This window comes from Okeania sp. SIO2F4 (assembly GCF_010672385.1).
In the GTDB taxonomy this organism is placed as follows: domain Bacteria; phylum Cyanobacteriota; class Cyanobacteriia; order Cyanobacteriales; family Microcoleaceae; genus Trichodesmium.
The window spans coordinates 11,746-32,269 of sequence record NZ_JAAHGT010000016.1; the positions used below are offsets into that span (position 1 = coordinate 11,746).

Sequence of the window (20,524 nt, forward strand, 5' to 3'; positions counted from 1 at the left end):
GGAAGTGAAAAATTCCCGCGCCGAAATTGGGAGTCGGACTCGGTGGAGAAATCTAGAGATGCTACTTCTCAATCAACTAATTTTTCTGGAGAGGAAACTGAAAAATTCCCGCGCCGAAATTGGGAGTCGGACTCGGTGGAGAAATTTAGAGATGCTACTTCTCAATCAACTAATTTTTCAGAAGGGGGAACTGAAAAATTACCGCGCCGAAATTGGGAGTCGGACTCGGTGGAGAAATTTAGAGACGCTACTTCCGAATTAACCAATTTCCCAGAAGGAGGAAGTGAAAAATTCCCGCGCCGAAATTGGGAGTCGGACTCGGTGGAGAAATCTAGAGATGCTACTTCTCAATCAACTAATTTTTCTGGAGAGGAAACTGAAAAATTCCCGCGCCGAAATTGGGAGTCGGACTCGGTGGAGAAATTTAGAGATGCTACTTCTCAATCAACTAATTTTTCAGAAGGGGGAACTGAAAAATTACCGCGCCGAAATTGGGAGTCGGACTCGGTGGAGAAATTTAGAGATGCTACTTCCGAATTAACAAGTTTATCCGGGGGGAGAGCTGAAAAATTCCCAGTCATAAATTTCGAGTCAGACTCGGTGGAAAAATTTAGAGACGCTACTTCAGAATTAACCAATTTTCCAGAAGGGGGAACTGAAAAATTACCGCGCCGAAATTTGGAGTCAAACTCGGAGGAGAAATCTAGAGATGCTGCTTCGGAATTAATCAATTTCCCTGGAGAGGGAACTGAAAAATTCTCAGTCGGAAATTTCGAGTTAGACTCGGAGGAGAAATTTAGAGATGCGACTGAGGAATTAACCAATTTCCCAGAAGGAGGAACTGAACAATTCTCGCGCCGAAATTTCCACTCAGACTCGGTGGAAAAATCTAGAGACGCTACTTCCGAATTAACCAATTTCCCAGAAGGGGGAACTGAACAATTCCCGCGCCGAAATTTCCACTCAGACTCGGTGGAGAAATCTAGAGATGCTACTTCTCAATCAACTAATTTTTGTGGAGAGGAAACTGAAAAATTCCCAGTCATAAATTTCGAGTCAGACTCGGTGGAAAAATTTAGAGATGCTACTTCAGAATTAACCAATTTTCCAGAAGGGGGAACTGAAAAATTACCGCGCCGAAATTTCCACTCAGACTCGGTGGAGAAATCCAGAGATGCTGCTTCGGAATTAATCAATTTCCCTCGAGAGGGAACTGAAAAATTCTCAGTCGGAAATTTCGAGTTAGACTCGGAGGAGAAATCTAGAGATGCTACTTCAGAATTAACAAGTTTATCCGGGGGGGGATCTGAAAAATTCCCACTCAGAAATTTCCAGTCAGACTCGGTGGAAAAATTTAGAGACGCTACTTCAGAATTAACCAATTTTCCAGAAGGGGGAACTGAAAAATTACCGCGCCGAAATTTCCACTCAGACTCGGTGGAGAAATTTAGAGATGCTACTTCTGAATTAACCAATTTCTCTGGAGAGGGAACTGAAAAATTCCCGCGCCGAAATTTCGAGTTAGACTCGGAGGAGAAATCTAGAGATGCTGCTTCTGAATTGGTTTCAGTAATAATTCTTTGTTATAACCAGGCACAATATTTAACGGAAGCTGTAGAAAGTATAGTTAAGCAAACTTACCAAAATTGGGAATGTTTAATTATCAATGATGGTAGTCTTGACCCAACATCTCAAGTGGCTATAAATTTAGCCGAAAAATATCCAGAAAAAAATCTCCGTTTGATAGAAAAAGAAAATACTGGGGTGCCAGATTCGAGAAATACAGGAGTAGATAGTAGTTCCGGTAAATTTATTCTCTTTGTCGATGCGGACGACAAAATTCATCCTAATTTTATTACAGAAACTTTAGCTGTCTTACAAACAAATCCACAGGTAGGTTTTGTTTATACGGATATTCAAAAATTTGGCTTTGAGGAGAAACTAGAAAGTTACGGAGATTTTAATGTCAAACGTTTTTTAAGTGAAAATCAAGCTCCAGTTACATCTCTATTTAGAAGAGAAATTTATCAGCAAGTTGGTGGATTTAAAACAGTAATGAAAGATGGTTGGGAAGATTGGGAATTTTGGATTTCCGCATATCAAAAAGGTTGGTTAGGTTATCGACTGGGAAAACCTTATCTTTATTACAGACAACATCCTGTCGGTTCCCGTCAACAAAAGCTACATCAAAATTCAGTTAATTTGGCAGTTCATAAAGCTATAATTATTTATCTCCACTCTCAGTTGTATAGTCAGCAGGAAGTAACTTGGTCAGAACAAATATTGTCTAAATATCAAAGCTCTTTCATTACAGAACTAAATCGACTTAAATCAAAATCATTTACTATGACAAATCTACCAGTTCGATATCCACAAATATCACCACTTTCTGAAGTGAAAAATCGACCTTTTTGGTCTGTAATGATTCCCACTTATAATCCCACATCAACTTTAGAAAAAACTTTAAAGTCTGTTTTGCAGCAAGCAGAAAATATTAATGAAATGCAGATAGAAGTTGTTGATGACTGTTCAACTCAAGTTGATGTAGAAGCGGTTGTTAAAAAAATCGGTCAGGGTAGGATTTCCTATTATCGTCAACCTGAAAATTTAGGATTAGTTGCTAACTGGAATGATTGTATTAAACGAGCGTCTGGTCACTGGGTTCATATTCTTCATCAAGATGATTTAGTATTACTTGGTTTTTATGGCAGCTTGAAAAATTTATTGAAAAAACAACCAGAAGTAGGAGCTGCATTTTGTCGTCATTATTATATAGATGAAAATAATAATCAAAAGATGGTCTCTCCATTGGAAAAAGAAACTCCGGGTATTATTCCTAACTGGTTAGAAAAAATTTCTTTTATGCAGAGAATACAATGCGCTTCAATAGTTGTAAAACGTAGCGTTTATGAGAAATTAGGAGGATTTTGTTTGTCAGCAAAGTCGGCAGCAGATTGGGAAATGTGGAAACGTATTGCTGCTTATTATCCTGTTAGTTATGAACCTCAAACTCTTGCTTCTTATCGTTTACATTCAACATCGGAAACTTCCCGGTTAATTAAGTTTGGCGGTAATATTTCTGATACTCGTAAAGCCATCGAAATTTCTGAGTCTTATCTGCCAAAAGAAATATCTAAAAAATTGTCTGATCGAGCTAGAGAACATTATGCTATTTCTGCTACTAAAACAGCACAACAAATGTTGAGTGTGGGAAAAGCAGAAGTAGCGATCGCTCAAATTCAGGAAGCTTTAAAATGTAGTCATTCTTCTCAAGTAAAAGAGGGGATAATTTCTCTGTTTATTACTTCAGATACCACTTTACAAATAGATGTAAATCAAGTTTTATCTGAAGTTTCTAAATATGTGCAGGAATATCAAAAAGATAATTCTAAAAAGTCAGTTTTAGATAATCTACGTCAACTCCGGCTACAAATTGCTAATTATTGGCTAAACTTACCCACAGAAAAATTAGAAAGTTCTTATTTGGGGGATATGGGTAGAGCTAATCAAAAGTTAATTGCCAGTAATATTAAATATGAAAAAATTTTAGATACAGAAAAATCATTTGTTGAGCAAATAGCAACTCATATTTCTCAAGGATTAGATCGACAAAATTCTATTCAATATCTTTTAGCTTCAACTCTATATTATTATCCCCATCAATTCTCGCCAAAATGGTTTGTAGAAGCGCCTATTCCCAAGTGGTTTGTTAATGACTACATGAAATTTATGATTGATGCTCCTAGCTACTTTCAAGAAATAGGAGAAGCAGATAAATATTACCGTTATACTCTCGACTCGATTAATTATTTACATCAAAGAATCTTCAGTAACTCCGATTCAAAAATCTGGCAAGATATAGCTTGGTTTGTCGCCCATAAATCTAATTTTATTCCTCTCTACTTTAATTCTGAAAATCTCAAAGACATATATATAAAACGTGCAGAAATAATGGAACTAGGATTACAAAGTCGAGGGTTTAATCTCGATTATGTATTTCCGGAGCGACCTGCTTATCGAAATAAAATTCGTTTAGGAGTTCTCAGTAGTCACTTTATTCCTCAAACAGAAACATTTTCTACTCTGCCATTTTTTGAACATTTAGACAGAACTAAATTTGAGATTATTTTATATGCCAAAAATATCAGTGAATATCCCCTAGAAAAATATTGTCAAGGTTGCGCCGAGCAATTTATCAAATTACCAGACAACTTGATTAGTCAAGTAGAAACTATTCGTAATGATGATTTAGATATACTTTTAATTGGTACTAATGTTACTGCTATTACTAATCCTATTACCTTACTTGCTTTGCATCGACTAGCGCGAATTCAAGTAACTTCAACTTCCTCTTGCGTCACAACAGGAATGAGACATATTGATTACTATATTTCTGGAAAATTAACAGAACCTCAAGAGGAAGCTCAACAACAATATCAGGAAAAATTAATTACCTTAAAAGGGGCAGCTCATTGTTTTAATTACTATGCAACTGAACCAGAAAAACCAGTTGTTAAACCAAGTAGAGAAAGTTGGAGAGTAAGCGAAAAAAATATTGTATTTGTTTCTGGAGCTAATTTTTATAAAATTATTCCTGAACTGAGAGAAACTTGGGCCAAAATTATTGCTGCTGTGCCAGATTCTGTTCTAGTTTTATATCCCTTTAATCCTAACTGGACTAATAGTTATCAAGCTGCTACTCATTTTGTTAATGATATGCGCTCTATATTTGAAAAACATGGTATTGAGAAAAAACGATTAATTGTTATTAAAACATTACCAAGTCGGTCAGATATCAAAGAATGTTTGAAATTATGTGATGTCTATTTAGATTCTTATCCATTTGCTGGAGTAAATTCTCTCATAGAACCATTAGAAATAGGTATCCCAATAGTGACAAAAAATGGGAATTCATTCCGCTCTTTGATGGGTAGTGCATTATTGCGATCCCTTTCTATTCCTGACCTAATAGTTCAGAGCGAAGCAGAATATATTAATCTAGCTATTAAGCTTGCCAATAATTTAGAATTTCGCCAACAAAAGCAGCAAGAAATTAGGGAAAAAATGCAGCAAAATCCTTCATTTTTAGACAGTCGTAGTTACTCCGGGGAGATAGGTCAATTATTGCAAGAATTATTCCAAGAATGGAAAAATATTCATTCACCAAAAACTATAGAATCTCAAAATAATAATTCTCTGACTTCTGAATTTATCAATCGTTTAGTAGGTTGTGTAAATCTCTATAAAATTGATCCCACTGACCAATCATTAATCGAAGAATTACGTCAAATTCGTAAACAAATAGCTAATTTTTGGTTGGATGTACCTCCAAAAGAATTAGAAACTATTTATCAAGGTCAAATTAAACAAGCGTATCTAGAATTATTAGCAAGTGGGATTCAAAACGAACCTCAAACAGAAGAAGAAGAGAAATCTCTCAAAGAATTAGCTGATACAAGTATGGGTTTAACTAATCCTAAAGCTATTAATGCACTTTTAGGAGGAATGCTATATTTTCCTCCTGGTAAAATGTTAGTCCGAGATGCTAAAAATCGTTTGCCTCGGTGGTTAATTAATGATTATAAACAGGTATTTGAAAGTAGAGAAGTTGCAGAGAAGTTGGAAAAAGCTTTTCAAACTAAGTCGCCTCATTTATTAGAAGATTCTATTGGTAGAGGTTTGGTCTCCAAACCCCCACAACCTGCTGAAGCTGAAACTGAAAAGAATGTAGTTTTAACAGAAAATAAGACAGATAATTTAGATTCTGCCAACCAAAAGTTTCTGAATCAATTATTAGGTAGTGTGAATCTTTATTATATAGATCCCTCTGATGAATCTGTTGTTAAAGACTTGCGTCAACTGAGAAAAAAAATGGCTGATTTTTGGATAAATTTAGAACCGCAAAAACTAGAAAATTTTTACTTGGGTGAGATGGGTAAAGGTTATCAAACATTACTCAATAGTCAGATTCAAAATGAATCTTTAATAGAACACGAACAGGAATTTTTACAAGAGTTAGCTACCCAACTTTCTCAAGGAATAGAAGCGCCGAAAGCCATAAATTATTTATTAGCTGCAATGTTATATTGTCTTCCAGAGCAATTGCGAATAGAAGATATAACTAAATTGCCTCAATGGTTACTCGAAGATTATCAAAAGTTTGCGGGAAATTGAGCATGGTTTTTCAATCAAATTATCCCCCTAAATAGATGGATAAAATTATTTGTGCATTTACTAATCAAGGATATTCCTTTTGCCTCTTCCCTACCTCGTGCAAATATTAAATTAATTCTTTATTTACAGGTATTTATAATTACCGAAAAATAAAGGTACAAAGCCTTCTATTTCAATAGAAAAAAAGTGCTCTTGAATTTCCTTATATTCAATTCCCTCACGGTTTTAACCAGAGGTAATTATCCATTAATGAAGCATAGCTAACCTATAAAGTTATGAACAAAATATCCGGACAGGAATTATTTATTCTCAGGAGATAGAAAAAATTGCCGAAAATGATGAAATTGAATCCATTGATCAAACTTATTTTTTCAGAAAGACGGATAAATATTAGCTCAACAAAAACTTAACTTGAATTATATTAAGCAATGGAAAAAAGAAGAAATTATGGAACAAGTTGGATTGAGTTTTGTTAGTTTCCATGAAAGCCAAAAATTTCGTGTTAATCGCAAAAAATTAAACAGATAATCAAATAATTGTATCCATATTTAGTCTTATACAAATTCTCTCTGAAGTTCATCTAATTTTATCTCCCCTAACCCTCCTTTGGCAGGAACTAATACCAAGCGTGATAAATGTTTGCTACAAATATCTAGGGGAATTTTTAGGAGTTAGGAGTCAGAAGTCAGTCGGCATAATGAATAGTTTAAATACCATTTTTTAGTTCGTAAATCATCTTTTTCTCTTGGTACGCGTTCCCTTGCGCCGTGAGACGGCGCGGGGTCGCACCGCTTTATCAAAGGGGCATTTGCTGTAAAATATTTTTATCCCCCTTACTATTCGTAACATTGTTTTTTCAAAATGGTATAATTATTTGCATTATTAAGAATAAACTGTATTCTGCTCTAGAAAATTTGCATTTAGTTTTGGAAGATTGGCAATATTTACCAATCCGATGAATCTTTAGTTCAATAGTTGTGTCAAATTTAGAAAAGAAATAACTGGTTTATTGATAAAAATTTTTAAATCAAATTATCGTGGTATAGTTACTGAAACCTAACTTATTTATTAGGGACTGTACTTTGCTTCTGCAAAATTAACTATGAATAAATATACCAATATCGCTGATTATTACGATAGTTTTACTAATTATTACGATCTTTTGATGACTCAAGGCAATTATGATTATCAAGGAATGGCTAATGCAGTCTATTCTTTGATGAAAGATGGTCAGAAAAAAATACTAGAATTAGGTGTAGGAACAGGATTATTTGCTGAAAAATTATTGCCACTTGCTCCCCAGGCTGAATTTACAGGAGTAGATATTAGTTCATCAATGCTCAACATTGCCAGAAAAAGATTGGGAGAATGGGGAAAATTAGTCGAAGCAGATATCTATGATATGAACCTCCAAGAAAATTTTGATATTGCTGTTTCTAGTAGAGGAGTTTGGGTAATAAGTCAACGAGGCGATCGGACTGACTTAAGAAATCATACTAAGGATATTGATGAGGATATTAAGGGATTAATTAATGTTGCTAAACATCTGCGTCAAGATGGATTATTTCTGTTGAGTGTTCAAGGAGAACATAAAAGTCATCAACAAAATCTCCCTACAGGAATTGTTTATTCTCAGGAGATAGAAAAAATTGCCGAAAATGATGAAATTGAATCTATTGAGAAAAGTTATTTTTTTAAGAAAGATGGGGAAATATTAGCTCAACAAAAACTTAAGTTAAATTACATTAAGCAATGGAAAAAAGAAGAAATTATGGCACAAGCTGGATTTAGTTTTGTTAGCATCCATGAAAGCCAAAAGTTTCATGTTTATCGCAAAAAATAGGGAATAGGGAGTAGGGAGTAGGGAGTAGGGAAGATGGTTTGGAGAATAGACATCTCCATAAAAGATAGCTGAATGCTTATCTCCAACTTACCCTGGATATTTCTGTTAACATAGTAGAGATTAATTTGAGTAAATTTAATTAAATATTATGAGTTTTGTTGCAGCCAGAAAATATTCAGATCGCTTAATGTTTGCTTCTGATAGTATTCGGGTTTCCGGTCATTTAAAGGAAACTCATCGTGTAACTGGAGACGAACAAGGTAAACTTTTTGAAGTTAATGGTTTAGTTATTGGTAGTGTTGGTTTGATTATGGAATTAAGTTTTATGCAGATTTTTGCCAGAAATCATAAACCAGCAGCGCCAACTGTAGAAGCTGTTTTAGATTTCATTGTTGAGTTTTACACTTGGGCTAAATCTAAAGATGATTCTTTTTCTAAGAGAAATGATTATTTAATTGGAATTGAGGGATAAATTTTCCGCATTTGCGATAGTTATTTAGTAGAAAAAATCAACGAATTTGCAGCTATTGGTGCTGGAGAACATTTTGCTTTAACAGCAATGTATTTAGATAAAAATCCTCAAGAAGCTGTTGAAATTACTAATGAATTATGTGTTTATTGCTCCCCTCCAGTTAATGTTATTACTAAACAGCTTCATTTTAATGATTAGTTTGGTCTAGATAAAGTAGTTCATTAATGGATAATGGATAATGGATAATTGATAATTGATAATTACCTCTGGTTAAAACCCCAACGGAATTGAATATAAGGAAATATTATTTATTTTCTTGGTCGATTGGATATGGTGTTTAGCGTTCCGCACAACGCGCGTTAACGCTGCGCGACATGTTTGCGTTAGCGTTAGCGAGAGCTACCGTAGCAAGACGCAGCTCCTCTGCAAGAGGCAGCATTCCGTCAGGAAAAAGCGTTCGCGACTCTGAAAGAGCGGGAAACCTCGCCATCCCTGGACCGCTTTTTCCCCTTGAAAGGGGAGGCTAATCAAGCTGAATTATTTAATTAATAATTAATAATTATTAATTATTCGGTAAATATGATAAGATTTACTATTTAGGTAGTCTTATAGATCTAGTGATTTATAGTCGAAGTAGGGAACAGGGAAAAGAAAAGGTCTCCAATTTTAGGTTTTAAAAGAATAGTATTTACTTACCTACTTAACTTTTTCGAGCAGATATCACTACTTATAAATCACTACCCCATTTAAACAGATAAATCAAAATTTCACCACTCTACCAAATAATTAGGGTTTGCTGAAAAAGTATTTTTAAGGAGTAGGGGAGTAGGGGAGTAATTTTTTGTCCTTGTATATCCAAAATGCTAACTTTTTGAGCATTTTCAACTGAAACAGGCGAACTTTTTTCGACCATAAAAAAGCTCAAACCTTTATATGTTAATGCTTTAATATTTGATCGGTAAGCCCTAATTATAAAAAATCTCTAAAACCAATCTTCTTGGTCGTTATTGTGTTTTTTATAAACCTGACCTTTGCGATGAATGTCACGAGTTTTTGCATAGAGCTTTTCTTCAGTAAGTTCCCACTTTGCTAATAGTTTCTCTAAGTCTTCCTGAATATCTTTTGCCCCAGGAAAACCTCGATAACGAATTTTCAATCTTGCCAATTCTGCTAAGTTATAGTCAGTATTTTTTTCTGCTAATAGAATATTAACTATTTGTCTATCTTTATGATATTGGGGGTGCTGTTGTTCTTCTGATTTCATAAAAATAAGGAAGAAGTAAGAAGGAATAAGTAATAAGTAATACCGGTTTAATAAATGTTTGCTACAAATAACTAGTGGATTTTTTAGGATTCAGGATAAACGAGTCAATAATCATAATGAATAGCTTCGATACCATTCTGAGTTCAGAATTTATTTTTTTAGTCAAATGTACATCTCCTGTAAAATATTTTTATCGCCATTATTCTTCCTAACATTCTTTTTTATAGCTTGCTATAATAAGGAAAAAAAATTTGGCTAAACTACTTTTTGATGACTAAACAACAAAGAAGAAACAAAAGGGGGAAAAGCAATTTATAAATTGAGAGAAGATAAAAATTACTGCCGAACTACCCTTCCTTAAACCTAGCAGTAATTTTTCATTATTAATTGCTGATAACTGATGCATATCATCCACCTAATCTCAGAAAGTATACAGAATTCGCCCAAGGTTAGCTGAAGTCAGAAGTTAGAATAGGACTTATGCAATACAACGTATTTTCCTCATTACGACCGACAGGGAAGCAATCTCAAATCCTAGTTTTTCATACCTCATGCGTAAGTTCTGTAGAAGTTAAATGTGACTAAATGGGTTCTATATATACAAAAATCTCGGTGTAACATGACGACAGCAAGGACGCGATCGCAAAATTATATATTGGCAACAGAAAAGGAGGAACTTTCTCAAGTAAGTGAAACTATAACAATCGGTTGAATGCTGAAGAAATTGGCGATCGCGTTTGTATAGCATTCCGTAGGAAAGCGCAACAGATTTCTATCGCTAGCTTTCCTGAATCACAGAATTTACGAAACTAGAGATTATACACTATATATATGCAGTATTATCTCAGTCCTAAAAAAACCTGAACTTTCCTGAATAAAACTGAACTTTTCTGAAAAAAATCCTGAAAAATTAGTCCAACTTTAGTCCAATCTTCAGATTATGCCCCAAAATATTCAGTTTTATTCAGTTTTATTCAGTTTTATTCAGGTGGAAATTTCCTGAATTTTCCTGAACTTTTATGTATTGTTTCTTCCAAAAATTCAGTTAATAATAATAGACATGAAAGGAAAGAGAACAACCTCTTCCTACAGAAACAAATTAAACACAAAGGAGAAAAGAACAATGGGATGGAATGGTAATCCTGGTACAGAAATACAAACTGGTAATAACAACGACAACTATATTCAAGGAAAAACAAAAACAAGTTCATATTTTAGAGTCGCTACACTCAGTAATCAGAACTATACCTGGCATCGCGAAGATCAGATATGGGGTAACGGAGGTGCGGACACATTAATAGGACGTGGTGAAAACGATACTCTTTATGGGGGAAGTGATAACGATGTGCTCTATGGTGGTGATGAAACCACAAATCCAAATAGTGATAATGGATATAGTATTAACTATGCCAATTTTACCGTCACTAATAGAGATGCTGGAAAAGATATGCTTTTCGGGGGAACTGGTCACGATACCCTCTACGGTGGAGCCGGAAGTGATAGCCTCCATGGTGGAAATGGTATGGACCTAATGTATGGTGGAGATGGTACCGACCTGATGTATGGTGGAAATAGCCATGATATTTTGTTTGGGCAGGATGGTAATGATTCTCTCTATGGAGAAGACGGTGCAGATTTACTCTACAGTGGTGAACTCGGTGATGGAGCTAGTGATGTTCTAGACGGTGGTAACGGTGCAGATACCTTTTTCCTTGGTGAAGCTGCCGATACTACTGGTGGCGGTCTTAACGTAGACTGGGCGAACCTCGGTTTGAGTATGGCAGGGGTTATCAACAGTATTAAAATAACTGGACATGCGTTAAACATAAATAGACAAATACTCTGTGATATACTAGATTTATGTTTAACTTATTAAACTCTTAAAAGAGGTGGCCGAGCAATTGAAATGCAATCAATCAAGACTAAATTAAAAGTTAATAATAAACAAAAAACCATACTTGCCAAACACGCAGGTGTAGCCCCTGACTGCTTATAATTGGGGATTAGCAACTTGCATTACTGAATATGAATCAAACAAAAAACGACTGAGTGCTATCACTTTACATAAACGTTTGGTGAGGGAAGTAAAAAGCGAAAATTCCTGGTACTATGAAGTATCAAAATGCGCCCCTCAACAAGCTTTAAGAGATTTAGAAAGAGCATTTAAGAACTTTTTAACTATTCCTAAATGTGGGTTTCCGGTCTTTAAGAAAAAAGGGAAAAAAGATAGTTTCTATTTAGAAGGAAGTATTCATATACTGAGAGGAAACTACATCAAACTACCAAGAATAGGAATAGTAAAAACTTATGAAATCTTACCATCTGTACCAGTCAAAAATGTGAGAATATCCAAGCGGGCAGGTGACTGGTACATTAGTTTTAAGTATGATGAATGTCAGCCCAAACCTCTGACTAAAAAACGGACTATTATCGGTGTAGATGTAGGTATAAATGCCCTAGCAACTTGTAGCGATGGAACAACCTACGGTAACGTCAAAGCCTACAAACAAGCAAAAAAACGACTAAGTCGTTATCAACGGCGTGTCCAGAAAAAAGAGCCTGGTAGCAAAAACAGAGCCAAAGCCGTAAAAAAACTAGCCAAGACTCACAAAAAAGTTGCTGATATCAGAGTAGATGCACTACATAAACTAACAACATGGTTAGCTAAAAACCACAGCACCATAGTGATAGAAGATTTGAATGTAAGTGGAATGCTCAAAAATCATAAATTAGCAAGTGCGATAGCAGATTGTGGCTTTTATGAGTTCAAGCGTCAACTTACATACAAGTGCGAGTGTTATGAAAGCCAGCTAGTGATAGCTCCTAGATTTTATCCCAGTTCTCAAATATGTTCTCGTTGTGGGCATCAACAGAAAATGCCTTTGCATGAGAGAACTTATAATTGTGCTAACTGTGGATTTCAAGCGGACAGAGACTTTAATGCTGCTGTCAACCTAGAAAATTATGTGAATAAGTAGGTGAAGTTCTCACCGATTTTAAGCCTGTGGAGAAGATAAGTTACAGACTGCGGTCAGTGGTCTTCTGGGAAACAGGAAGCTAGCTCCAAAACTCATGCAATCAGGTTTGGGTAAGTTTGGGTAAGTTTAGTAGAACGGATGTCACTGACTTAGCATTCACAGCTTTTGCTCCCCAATTTAAGATTGCTAAAGAAATTGTTCCCATGATCTTTGATGGTATCAAGGGAATAATGAATGGTCAGACATCGACACTGGATAGGCCAAATAGCGGTGCTTCTGCTACTATTGCTGACTTCAACTTCCGAGAAGACGTCGTCATTATCCCTGTAAACCAAGATGTATATATCTCAGATGATACTAATGGAGACAATACTCTTTCTTTCAAATATAACAACTCAAACAGCACTCAGATTTTTGCCGATCTTGAGTTGGAGAATGCGGGGACTGTTTTTGGTGATAGTTCCACTGCATATGACAATGACGCTGAAGATGCTATACAAACTGCCCTGATAGAAAGCGCGATCTACATTGATTCAAATGGAGCAAGTCTACGTTCCGAAAGTAGCACTGTCTTGGATATCGATAGCTCAGATTTAGAAAACCTGGGAAGTAATAAATTTCTGGTTTTGGGTGCTTATTCGGGGTGGAATCTACAGGGTAGCAATACTCCTGACTACTTGTATGGAACTAACCACGATGATGTTATTGCTGGATACCAATTGGATAATTTAGGAGGAACATCATTTGCACCTGAACTCGCTGATGATGATGAATTAAGAGGATTTGATGGTGACGATATATTCTATGGCGGTGGTGGAAGTAACTTTATATATGGAGGCAATGACTCAGATACTGCATTATATATCCATTCTACAAGTGCTATTAGCGTTGACTTATCAAGCACTACTACTGATTCCAATGGTACTTCTGCTAATGCCAGTAATGGGTTTGGTGGTACAGACAGATTGTTCAGTATTGAGAATATTGTTGGTAGCGATAATGCTGACAATATTGAAGGAGACAATAATGATAACATCTTATCAACTGGAATAGGCAACTATTCGGTAGATGAAGACGGTAACGATCTTCAGCTCAACAGTCCGTTAGTAACAATGGGTAGCGATACTCTAACAGGAAATGGTGGTGACGATACCTTTGTTCTCTCTGGTGGAAATCATACCATTACAGACTACACCGTAGATTTCGTCAATGATGAAGTCGATAAAATTCAGGTTGATATTAAAGAGTATTTTGAATCTGGCAATCAAGAAATAAGCTTTGATTACAATCTCTCTGGTAGCGATCTGACTCTTTCTTTTTCCGGCGAACAAGTTGCTACTTTGAACAATATCTCTAGTTCTGATATACCAACTATCCTCAAAAATATTGAATTAATTGGTAAAGAGGACTTTACTGGCGCAAACCGTGTCGTCGATGTTCTCATCGGCAGTGAGAGCAATGACAGTCTCAAGGCATTCGGATATGAAGATTATGTTTCTGCTGGTGAAGGTAATGATACTCTGACAGGAAATGGTGGCGAAGATGTGATGCTAGGAGGAGAAGGAAGCGATCGACTTGAAGGCATGAACCAGGATGACATATTAATTGGCGGTTATGGAAACGATACCTTTGTCTTCAACAAAAACACTTCTACTGGTGGAATTGACAGAATTCTCGACTTTAGTGATGCCGAAGGAGATGTGATTGAGATCGATAAAAGTGTGTATGGTATCAGTAGCGTCAATGATGTAAGTTTTGATTCCTCAACAAATGAATTATCGGTTGATGGTTCTGTAATTGCAGTTCTAGAAAATCAGTTTGGCTTTAATGTTTTCTCTAGTCTTTCTCTAGTGTAGGTAAGAAAACTACACATTAGATATCTCCAGCAATTAAACATTCTTGGAGATATCTAATACAAACCCTTAATTAATGTAGGGAGGTTGGATACAACGTCCCTACTACTTGCTTATTTCACCGCTCAAGAAACTGTGGAAAATAACCATACCCGAATTTATAGTTGTGGTATTCATGTCGATATTATTAACGGTAAAATCTGGGTGCAACATGATAGTACCGAAAAGGCGATCGCCGAATGAATTCACTGCAAATTCTGTGTGAGGACGTACTTCTGGCGGATGAAAACCCAGAACAATTTGACTTTTTGGAAGACCTGCATTAACTAGATCATTAGCAATACCATCCTCTAATCCATCTTCGTGAATCTAAATTTTATCCACAACAATTATCCCACCAGATACATAAATTATTTCCCTTTACTCCCTACTCCCTACTCCCTCTTTTCTAAAGAGAGAATAAATATTATTCGATCAATAAATTAAATCCAGGTAAAATATCCTCTCCAGATAAAGAGACAGGTAAAGTTAATATTTCCACAGCTTTTTGAGGACTATAAATTTCTACCGTGCCATCTTGAGGATTAATTAACCATCCTAATCTTAAACCGCAATCTAAATATTCTTTCATTTTTTCTTGTAGAGGTTTTAATGTATTGCTAGGAGAGCGTAATTCAATTACAAAATCAGGACAAATAGGTGGAAATTTTTTCTTTTCATCAATAGTTAGAGTTTCCTATTTTTCTCGTCTTACCCATGAGACATCAGGAGAGCGACTACCACCACCAGGTAAATTAAATATTGTTGACGAGCTAAATACAAATCCTAACTGAGTTTTCGGTTCCAATTAATAACATCAGCAATTAAATTAGCTTCTTGATTACCACTTTCTCCACCTACAGGCGACATAATAATCAATTCTCCATTACGACTAAGTTCTAATGATACCTCTGGATTAACTTGACAGAGTTGATAAAAATCTTCTTTTGTTAATGTAATTAATGGTTTTAAATCTAAAACAGTTCTCATAGTCAATTGTTATTAATTTTGTTCTATTATAGCTAGACAAATATAAGTAGTGTTTCTGATACTATTAGATATCTCCGATAATCAAAAATCATGCTCATTATCGGGTATAAATCATCAATTATTTCCCGCTAATTCTGTAGGGGCGATTCGCGAATCGCCCCCTACTCCCTCTTTTCCTAAGAGGTCTATTTATCTGTAATAACCAGACTTCAAATACCAACACTTTTAAATTCTGCATAACACTTTTCCACAAAATTTAAATAATGCTCTTGAAATACTGTTTGAGAAAATTTACAGGCGTGCTTTCTAATAATTTCTGTCTGAAAATACGCCTGAGAATTTTCAAATTTTTCCACCGCTTCAACTAAAGCTTTTTCTGTTTGTTCGGGAAACAATAAACCTGTTGCCGAATCTGGATATTTTCCCATATCTAAAACTGTTTCAGTCGCTCCACCAATCCCATAAGCAATAACAGGAGTTCCACAAGCTTGTGCCTCTACCAAAGCCATACCAAAATCTTCACAAGCAGCATAAATAAAACATTTGGCTTCTGACATATATTGAGCAACTACTTCTTCAGGTTGCCAACCCATAATTTTGACATTAGACTTAGCAAGCTGACGTAATTTATTTAATTCTCCCCCACTACCAATAACTATTAATTCTCGTCCTAACTGATTAAAAGCTCTGACAATTAAAGAGATTTTTTTGTAGCTAACTAATCTACAAACCGTCAGATAAAAATCTTGTTTCTGAGATTTAAAAGGAAACTTTTCCACATCTACTGGCGGATAAATAACCTCAGCTTGACGTCGATAACAACGCCAAATTCTTCGGGCAGTATGTTGAGAATTAGCAATAAAATAGTCTACTCGGTTAGCAGAAATTACATCCCATTCCCGGAGTTTATGTAAAAGATATTTAGTGAAAATCCCAGGAATACCTTTACCAACTTTACTACTATTTAAATAATCAAAAGTTAAATCCCAAGCATAACGCATAGGAGTATGACAATAACAAATATGCAGTTGATAAGGTGTCGTCAGAATACCTTTAGCAACTGCATGAGAAGAAGAAAGAATTACATCATATTCTCCCAAGTCAAATTGTTCAATTGCTATGGGTAATAAAGGTAAATATTTTTGTACTCCGTTACGAGCAAAAGGCAAATGTTGTAAAAATGTTTTACCTATTTTACGTTGATAAAGATAACTTTCTGGATTGCTCGACTCAAAATCAATTAAAGCATATAAATCTGCATTAATATGCTTGAGAATTTCCTTAATAACCAGTTCCGAACCCCCAGTTGCTTTAGGTGTTAACCATTCGTGAACAAGAGCATATTTTATTTGCACAGTAGACTTGTAAATATTTAAGGATTGAACAAATGTTTATCTTATAAGAATTAGGGAATCGGGAATAGGGAACAGGGAATAACAAGTAGAGAAGATCACGAGCAGGATAGGGAACAAGAAAAAAATATCTAGCCCGTTAACTGTACCACATTACAGCAGTTTTCATATCGGTAGACCACAGTAGGGGCGAATGGCCATTTGTCCCTACAGGTTTTTGGTTGTAACAATCTGGTTCATCAATCTGAAAAGTACTGTAATCTGGAATTTACTGTACAATTTCCTTTTTACCGAATAATTACAGCAAATTTCGGAGCAATGATGTACAGGGTCAATGATAAAAATATTGTAGTGCGGGTATCTTGCCCGCGATGGGTATACCTCATAACAACGGAAAGCGCTGTAAGGTTTAAAGCCTCTCCTTTCAAAAAATTTTCCCTACCGCGTTAATCCTATCCGTTTTAAGGAGAGGTAATAATTAATAATTAATTATTAATTATTAATTATTAATTGTTGAATGAGAAGCTAATTTATCTGCCCAACGAGTTGTTTCTGGTAACCGATATTTAGGAGTACATTTCAAGACATAATTAATAGCAGTTTTTAAACTAATTTTATGACCAGTTGAAACATAAATTGGTTTAACTCCAGTACGACTTCTGACAACTGCACCAATAACTTCTTCTTCATCTATTAATGGTTGCCAATTACCTTTTTCTAAACCAACAGAATCGTGTTTCCCAATATAGTGAGATTTAGCTACACCAATACTAGGAATATTAACTAAAACTCCTAAATGACAAGCCACACCAAATCTACGGGGATGAATCAATCCTTGACCGTCACAAAGAAGCATATCTGGAATAATATTTAACTTTTCTAAAGCATCTAAAATAGCAGGTATTTCTCTAAAAGATAATAAACCAGGAATATAAGGAAAAGAAGTAGGACGTTGAGCGATCGCTTGTTCTTTCAATTCTAATTCTGGAAAATTTAAAACTGCTACTGCTGCTTGAGTCATCCCATCATCATCACTATAACCAACATCAACTCCAGCCACATATTTAATAGCTCCAAATTGGTCTTCAGCTATTACTTGATGACGGAGTTTTTCTTGCATAGCGATCGCCGTTTCTACATCAGTTGGAAGAGGAAACTTTTGGTCTATTTTCATAATATATAGAGCTTGATAATTCAGCTACGGCAATTTCCAAATTTATGAGGTAAAGTTGAGGGGATAAATATTTTTTACTTGTTTCCTATCCTCCGACCCCTCTTCCCTACTCCCTATTCCCTATTCCCTTGTAATTAAGATTGACTATCTCGTCTTCCTAATTCATAAACACCGCAAATTACACAAGTAATCATCCCAATACTAATTGACCAACTTTTATCTAAACCAAATTCTACCCCCCAATTGCATAAACTTCCTACAATTAAAAAAGGCACAATACTAAAGATAGAAGCATAAAAAGCATTTTGAGATTCTCTCGCTTTGCGCGTTCTTTCAAATTCTTCCTCGGATGTATACAACGCTCTTTCCGCAAAATTAAACCAACGGTTAAGCTGTAACGTCACCCACTCACTCAGAGGGGAAAAACCCCAATATAAAGCTAAAGACCACAAAGATGCACCTGCGATCGCTGTTGCATCTATGGCCAATCTAAAGGGAAAGATTTCTTCAAGTATCATTTTTTAAAATCTAAATTATATTATCCAACAAAATTTTAAATCCTTGAATTATAGCAAATTTCAGAAAAGTATAGAATTTTTGGTAAATTCTACCTGATAAAAAAAGCTTGTTATAGCCGATCTATAAAGTAAATACTAAGAGGATCTGTTCCTTGTTAGACTTAGGTTTGGCAACTTATTGTTTCTGAGATTTAATATTTGCTGAAAGCCCAGTAAAATAAGAGTTTTCTTACAGAATACGGAGCTAACAGCTAAGTTAAGGAATCAGCTTTTAGAATCAGGAAATCCAAAAATTATGCACAGAGATATTCTCCATAAAAAATCTCAAATTATATAAGTTATTATAGGTATATTCTTACCAATGGATAATGGATAATTGATAATTAATCAATTCGGCTTTATTGCCTCTCTTTACTAATGTATAATGGATAATTGACAATTGATAATTAGAGATAGTTTTCATCATCCACTATCCATTATCAATTAAAAATATTTCCTGATAATTCAATAAAGTACAGTTTTAACCAGAAGTAATTATCCATTATTCATTATAGCGTTTCCCAAGCTCGTGAGGTACAGTTATCTTTATTGTTTTATTGTCTTTTTATTCCCAGTTAAGTGTTCCCAGTTAAGTATTCCCTCAAACCTAAAATTTTGTACCTCACGCTTTTTGGGAATTGCTATATCCATTAATGAACTAGATATCTTCAATAAATGTAATGACAACTGATAATTTTGACTCTGAATATAATCTCAAACTTATTGTTGCGGGAATTGCATCTAAAATTGGCGAATAATTTTTTTACGCTTGTGCTCAATACCTTTCTCAAGTTTTGCAAATAAAATATGGATTCATTGCAGAATGTTTAGACAGTCCTCAGCCACAAGTTAGGGTGTTGGCTTTTTGGTCAGGAGACAAATTTATACCCAACTTTCAATACTATCTAGATGGAACTCCTTGTGGTGCTGTTTATCAAACAGGTCTAGAGATTTATCCCCATTCGGTTCAACAACTTTTCCCAGAAGATCGAGATTTATTAACATTAGAAGCGGAAAGTTATTTAGGGATTGCTATTGTAGATAGTCATGGAAAAAATCTAGGTCATATTGCAGGTTTAGATACTAAACCTTTAACAAACAATTATGAACAACAAAAATCTATCTTAAAAATATTTGCAGCTCGAGCTGGAGCTGAAATTGAGCGCCAGTTAGCTGAAAAAGCTTTAAAACAGCAAAATATTTATTTACAAGAAACTCTGGAAAAATTGATATTGCTGCAACGTAGATTAAAGAATAAGAAGAAAGGGTCAAAAAATCGGCATAAGTTAAACCAAAAAATATCAAGATTGCATCAGCGAATTTCTGATATTCGCAAAGACTGGCATTTTAAGTTAGCTCATCATCTTTGTGTCCAAGGGCAATCAATTTTTCTTGAAGATATTGATTTTCGGTCATGGGGAAGAGGAATGCTGTCTAAGCACAGCCTAGATGCTGGTTTTGGACAATTTGTGACCATTCTTAAATGGGTAGCATGGAAGAGAGATGTTTTTGTGGCTGAAGTAGACAAGAATTTCACGTCCCAAATATGTCCTAATTGTGGTTTTCATACAGGCAAGAAAACCCTTGATTTGAGAGAACATAATTGTCCTGAATGTGGATATAAAACCCATAGAGATGTAGCAGCAGCACAAGTCGTCAGAAATCGTGGTGTCAAAGAAAATGCGCTAGGGCATAGCGTATTAGAAAATGCCTGTGGAGATGGTCTAACGGGGGCTTTGCCTAGTCAAGAATCCGTGAAGCAGGAAATCTTAAATGTGAGTTTGAGAATCGCCCATTATACTGCGTAGCAGTTAACGGTGGAGTATGT

The 20,524-nt window shown here is 35.3% G+C and carries 13 protein-coding genes and 2 pseudogenes; 9 read left to right on the forward strand and 6 right to left on the reverse strand.

Translation table 11 applies throughout. The annotated features are described in order from the left end of the window. Positions 1 to 42 precede the first annotated feature (42 nt). The 3 genes from F6K22_RS01430 to F6K22_RS01440 all read left to right on the forward strand — a co-directional run bounded on the left by F6K22_RS01430 (position 43) and on the right by F6K22_RS01440 (position 8,489). Positions 43 to 6,174 carry a glycosyltransferase gene (locus F6K22_RS01430; protein ID WP_293092510.1) on the forward strand — a complete coding sequence of 2,044 codons (6,132 nt, stop codon included), beginning with the start codon at positions 43 to 45 and terminating at the stop codon, positions 6,172 to 6,174. A gap of 1,102 nt (positions 6,175 to 7,276) precedes the next feature. Next, positions 7,277 to 8,017 carry a class I SAM-dependent DNA methyltransferase gene (locus F6K22_RS01435; protein WP_293092512.1) on the forward strand — a complete coding sequence of 247 codons (741 nt, stop codon included), beginning with the start codon at positions 7,277 to 7,279 and terminating at the stop codon, positions 8,015 to 8,017. Between the two features lie 148 nt (positions 8,018 to 8,165). Next, positions 8,166 to 8,489 (forward strand): hypothetical protein, encoded by a 324-nt coding sequence (locus F6K22_RS01440; protein ID WP_293092514.1) that lies wholly within the window; start codon positions 8,166 to 8,168, stop codon positions 8,487 to 8,489. A 982-nt stretch (positions 8,490 to 9,471) separates the two neighbouring features. On the opposite strand, the gene F6K22_RS01445 is transcribed toward F6K22_RS01440, so the two are convergent. After that, a complete protein-coding gene (locus F6K22_RS01445; protein ID WP_293092516.1) occupies positions 9,472 to 9,753 on the reverse strand; it encodes a DUF3288 family protein in 282 nt (93 codons plus the stop codon). Between the two features lie 577 nt (positions 9,754 to 10,330). On the opposite strand from F6K22_RS01445, the gene F6K22_RS01450 reads away from it, so the two are divergent. The 5 genes from F6K22_RS01450 to F6K22_RS01470 all read left to right on the forward strand — a co-directional run bounded on the left by F6K22_RS01450 (position 10,331) and on the right by F6K22_RS01470 (position 14,827). Continuing rightward, positions 10,331 to 10,465 (forward strand): hypothetical protein, encoded by a 135-nt coding sequence (locus tag F6K22_RS01450; protein WP_293092518.1) that lies wholly within the window; start codon positions 10,331 to 10,333, stop codon positions 10,463 to 10,465. 348 nt (positions 10,466 to 10,813) lie between these two features. Further along, on the forward strand, positions 10,814 to 11,629 hold the full coding sequence (locus F6K22_RS01455) for a calcium-binding protein (RefSeq protein WP_293092520.1): 816 nt from the start codon (positions 10,814 to 10,816) through the stop codon (positions 11,627 to 11,629). 169 nt (positions 11,630 to 11,798) lie between these two features. Beyond that, positions 11,799 to 12,731, forward strand: a complete 933-nt coding sequence (locus F6K22_RS01460) for an RNA-guided endonuclease InsQ/TnpB family protein (protein WP_293092532.1) — start codon at positions 11,799 to 11,801, stop codon at positions 12,729 to 12,731. A 116-nt stretch (positions 12,732 to 12,847) separates the two neighbouring features. Continuing rightward, positions 12,848 to 14,587 (forward strand): calcium-binding protein, encoded by a 1,740-nt coding sequence (locus tag F6K22_RS01465; protein WP_293092522.1) that lies wholly within the window; start codon positions 12,848 to 12,850, stop codon positions 14,585 to 14,587. A gap of 84 nt (positions 14,588 to 14,671) precedes the next feature. Then, entirely contained in the window at positions 14,672 to 14,827 is a 156-nt protein-coding gene (locus tag F6K22_RS01470) for an element excision factor XisI family protein (protein ID WP_293092524.1), read from the forward strand. 15 nt (positions 14,828 to 14,842) lie between these two features. Here F6K22_RS01470 and F6K22_RS01475 read toward each other — a convergent pair. The 5 genes and pseudogenes from F6K22_RS01475 to F6K22_RS01495 all read right to left on the reverse strand — a co-directional run. Further along, positions 14,843 to 14,953, reverse strand: a pseudogene (locus tag F6K22_RS01475) (element excision factor XisI family protein); the annotation flags it as partial. 97 nt (positions 14,954 to 15,050) lie between these two features. Then, positions 15,051 to 15,613 (reverse strand): annotated as a pseudogene (locus F6K22_RS01480) (Uma2 family endonuclease). Positions 15,614 to 15,822: 209 nt separating this feature from the next. Further along, a complete protein-coding gene (locus F6K22_RS01485; RefSeq protein ID WP_293092526.1) occupies positions 15,823 to 16,968 on the reverse strand; it encodes a glycosyltransferase in 1,146 nt (381 codons plus the stop codon). A gap of 496 nt (positions 16,969 to 17,464) precedes the next feature. Next, a complete protein-coding gene (gene nfi / locus F6K22_RS01490) occupies positions 17,465 to 18,139 on the reverse strand; it encodes a deoxyribonuclease V (RefSeq protein WP_293092528.1) in 675 nt (224 codons plus the stop codon). A gap of 134 nt (positions 18,140 to 18,273) precedes the next feature. Beyond that, positions 18,274 to 18,654, reverse strand: coding sequence for a hypothetical protein (locus F6K22_RS01495; protein WP_293092534.1), 381 nt, complete (start codon positions 18,652 to 18,654; stop codon positions 18,274 to 18,276). Positions 18,655 to 19,490: 836 nt separating this feature from the next. Here F6K22_RS01495 and F6K22_RS01500 point away from each other — a divergent pair. After that, positions 19,491 to 20,504, forward strand: coding sequence for an RNA-guided endonuclease TnpB family protein (locus tag F6K22_RS01500; RefSeq protein ID WP_293092530.1), 1,014 nt, complete (start codon positions 19,491 to 19,493; stop codon positions 20,502 to 20,504). The last annotated feature ends 20 nt before the right edge of the window (positions 20,505 to 20,524 follow it).